General features: G+C 55.4%; 2 protein-coding genes. Both read left to right on the forward strand.

Features of this window, described 5'->3' with window-relative positions; translation table 11 throughout:
* Positions 1-1,190, forward strand: a 1,190-nt coding sequence (gene clpX, locus ACIOYV_RS16575; RefSeq protein WP_401325211.1) for an ATP-dependent Clp protease ATP-binding subunit ClpX, incomplete at its 5' end; no start/stop codon positions are given.
* A 162-nt stretch (positions 1,191-1,352) separates the two neighbouring features.
* Positions 1,353-3,749, forward strand: a complete 2,397-nt coding sequence (gene lon / locus ACIOYV_RS16580; RefSeq protein ID WP_054053842.1) for an endopeptidase La — start codon at positions 1,353-1,355, stop codon at positions 3,747-3,749.
* Positions 3,750-3,900: the final 151 nt, after the last annotated feature.

Genomic DNA, 3,900 nt, shown 5'->3' on the forward strand with positions numbered 1-3,900 from the left:
GCCCCTCGGTCTTTATTTGCGTCGAGTGCGTCGACCTGTGCAATGACATCATCCGAGATGAGGTGCAGGAAGCCCAGGCCGAGAGCAGCGCGCATAAATTGCCATCGCCTAAAGAAATCAGCGGCATCCTTGATCAGTACGTGATTGGTCAGGAACGTGCGAAAAAGGTTCTGGCCGTAGCGGTATACAACCACTACAAGCGTCTGAACCAGCGTGACAAAAAGAATGACGACGTCGAACTCGGCAAAAGCAACATCTTGCTGATCGGCCCGACAGGCTCGGGTAAAACCCTGCTTGCCGAAACACTGGCCCGCTTGCTGAACGTTCCGTTCACCATCGCCGACGCAACCACCCTCACCGAGGCGGGTTATGTAGGTGAAGATGTCGAGAACATCATTCAGAAGCTGCTGCAGAAGTGCGATTACGACGTAGAAAAAGCCCAGATGGGCATTGTCTACATCGATGAGATCGACAAGATCTCGCGCAAGTCTGACAACCCGTCGATCACCCGGGACGTTTCCGGTGAAGGCGTGCAGCAGGCCCTGCTCAAGTTGATCGAAGGCACGGTCGCTTCCGTTCCGCCGCAAGGTGGTCGCAAGCATCCGCAGCAGGAATTCCTTCAGGTCGACACCCGTAACATCCTGTTCATCTGCGGTGGCGCTTTCTCCGGTCTGGAAAAAGTTATTCAAAACCGTTCCACCAAAGGTGGCATCGGTTTCAACGCAGAAGTTCGCAGCAAGGAAGAAGGCAAGAAAGTCGGTGAATCCCTGCGTGAAGTCGAGCCTGACGATCTGGTCAAGTTCGGTCTGATCCCGGAATTCGTCGGTCGTCTGCCGGTCCTCGCTACGCTGGACGAGCTTGATGAAGCTGCTTTGATGCAGATTCTCACCGAGCCGAAAAATGCTCTGACCAAGCAGTACGCCAAGCTGTTCGAGATGGAAGGCGTGGACCTGGAATTCCGGGCCGACGCACTGAAATCGGTCGCTAAACGTGCCCTGGAACGTAAAACCGGTGCCCGTGGTCTGCGCTCGATTCTCGAAGGTGTATTGCTCGACACTATGTATGAAATCCCCTCGCAGTCCGAGGTGAGCAAAGTAGTGATCGATGAAAGCGTTATCGAAGGCAAGTCCAAGCCACTGTATATCTACGAAAACAGTGAGCCGACAGCCAAGGCCGCGCCAGACGCTTAAGCGTCACGCTGCTGGAACAAAGAAGGGGCCTTCGGGCCCCTTTTCTTTTAAAGCGTTTTTAACACCCTCTTTGCGCTTGTTTTTTTTGAAAGCAGCCCCCATCTTGGTTTCAAGCTTACTTCCATCTGTTTACGGCCTTATGGCCGCCGTAGAGGCGAAATCATGAAGACAACCATCGAATTGCCTCTCCTGCCATTGCGTGATGTCGTGGTTTATCCGCACATGGTTATCCCGCTGTTCGTGGGGCGCGAGAAATCCATCGAAGCCCTCGAGGCAGCGATGACGGGCGACAAGCAGATCCTTCTGCTGGCTCAGAGAAACCCTGCTGACGACGATCCCGGTGAAGAAGCACTTTATCGCGTAGGTACCATTGCAACCGTTCTGCAACTGCTCAAGCTGCCTGACGGCACCGTCAAGGTTCTGGTCGAAGGTGAGCAGCGGGGCGCCGTGGAGCGCTTCAGCGAAGTGGATGGCCACCTGCGTGCCGAAGTGTCGCTGATCGACGAAGTCGACGCGCCTGAACGCGAGTCGGAAGTCTTCGTTCGTAGCCTGCTGGCTCAGTTCGAACAATATGTGCAGCTGGGCAAGAAAGTCCCGGCTGAAGTCCTGTCGTCGCTCAACAGCATCGACGAACCTGGTCGTCTGGTCGACACCATGGCCGCGCACATGGCCCTGAAGATCGAGCAGAAGCAGGAAATCCTCGAAATCATCGATTTGTCGGCCCGGGTCGAGCACGTCCTGGCGCTGCTGGATGCCGAGATCGATCTGCTGCAAGTCGAAAAACGCATTCGCGGTCGCGTCAAAAAACAAATGGAGCGCAGTCAGCGCGAGTACTACCTGAATGAGCAGATGAAGGCCATTCAGAAAGAGCTCGGCGACAGCGAGGAAGGCCACAACGAAATCGAAGAGCTGAAAAAGCGCATCGATGCCGCTGGCCTGCCGAAAGATGCCTTGGCCAAGGCTCAGGGCGAACTGAACAAGCTGAAACAAATGTCGCCAATGTCTGCGGAAGCGACAGTGGTGCGTTCGTACATCGACTGGCTGGTTCAGGTGCCGTGGAAGGCTCAGAGCAAAGTGCGTCTGGACCTTGCCCGTGCCGAAGACATTCTCGACGCCGACCACTATGGTCTGGACGAAGTCAAAGAACGCATCCTCGAATACCTCGCCGTGCAAAAGCGCGTGAAGAAGATTCGTGGTCCGGTGTTGTGCCTGGTCGGTCCTCCTGGGGTGGGTAAAACTTCCCTGGCGGAGTCGATTGCTCACGCCACCAACCGCAAATTCGTCCGTATGGCCCTCGGTGGCGTGCGCGATGAAGCGGAAATTCGTGGTCATCGCCGTACTTACATCGGTTCGATGCCCGGAAGATTGATTCAAAAGATGACAAAGGTGGGCGTCCGCAACCCGCTGTTCTTGCTCGATGAAATCGACAAAATGGGTAGCGACATGCGTGGTGACCCGGCGTCGGCGTTGCTGGAAGTGCTCGATCCAGAGCAGAACCACAACTTCAACGATCACTATCTGGAAGTCGACTACGACCTGTCCGATGTGATGTTCCTTTGCACCTCCAACTCCATGAACATCCCGCCGGCGCTGCTGGACCGGATGGAAGTGATTCGTCTGCCGGGCTACACCGAAGACGAGAAGATCAACATCGCCGTCAAATACCTCTCGCCGAAGCAGATTGCTGCCAACGGCTTGAAGAAAGGCGAGCTGGAATTCGACGCCGAAGCGATCCGCGACATCATCCGCTACTACACCCGCGAAGCCGGGGTACGGGGGCTTGAGCGCCAGATTGCCAAGGTTTGCCGCAAGACGGTCAAAGAGCACGCACTGGAAAAACGCTTCTCGGTGAAGGTCACCGCAGACATGCTGGAACACTTCCTGGGTGTGCGCAAATTCCGTTACGGCCTGGCTGAATCCCAGGATCAGATCGGTCAGGTGACCGGCCTGGCGTGGACTCAGGTGGGCGGAGAATTGCTGACCATCGAAGCCGCTGTCGTACCGGGCAAAGGCCAGTTGATCAAGACCGGTTCGCTTGGGGATGTGATGGTCGAATCGATCACCGCCGCCCTGACCGTGGTCCGCAGCCGTGCCAAGAGCCTGGGGATCCCCCTGGACTTCCACGAGAAGCGCGACACGCACATCCATATGCCGGAAGGGGCGACCCCGAAGGACGGCCCTAGCGCCGGTGTAGGCATGTGCACGGCCCTGGTGTCAGCATTGACCGGGATTCCTGTACGCGCGGACGTCGCCATGACTGGCGAAATCACCTTGCGTGGCCAAGTGCTGGCGATCGGTGGTTTGAAGGAAAAACTGCTGGCGGCTCACCGTGGCGGGATCAAGACTGTGATCATTCCTGAAGAGAACGTACGCGATCTGAAGGAAATTCCTGACAATATTAAGCAAGATCTGCAGATTAAACCGGTTAAATGGATTGACGAGGTCCTGCAAATTGCGCTGCAATACGCGCCGGAGCCCTTGCCGGATGTGGCTCCGGAGATAGTTGCAAAGGATGAAAAACGCGAGTCTGACTCTAAGGAAAGAATTAGCACGCATTAGTACGCATTTGCCTGGGGGGCTTCCTTGACAGTTTTTTAGAGCCCTTGTTATAAAGCGGCTCTTAAGTGTCTGTAGGCCATTCAGCACTCGTTTTTGCTTTCACCTTATAACTTTGATTCATACTCAATTAGATTTAAGGGGACTTTTAGTG

The organism is Pseudomonas sp. NPDC087342, assembly GCF_044744265.1.
Taxonomy (GTDB): Bacteria; Pseudomonadota; Gammaproteobacteria; order Pseudomonadales; family Pseudomonadaceae; genus Aquipseudomonas; species Aquipseudomonas nunensis.

Bases quoted from the DNA above. Each gene is read 5' to 3' on its own strand.
- lon (WP_054053842.1), top strand. From the start codon at position 1,353: ATGAAGACAACCATCGAATTGCCTCTCCTGCCATTGCGTGATGTCGTG.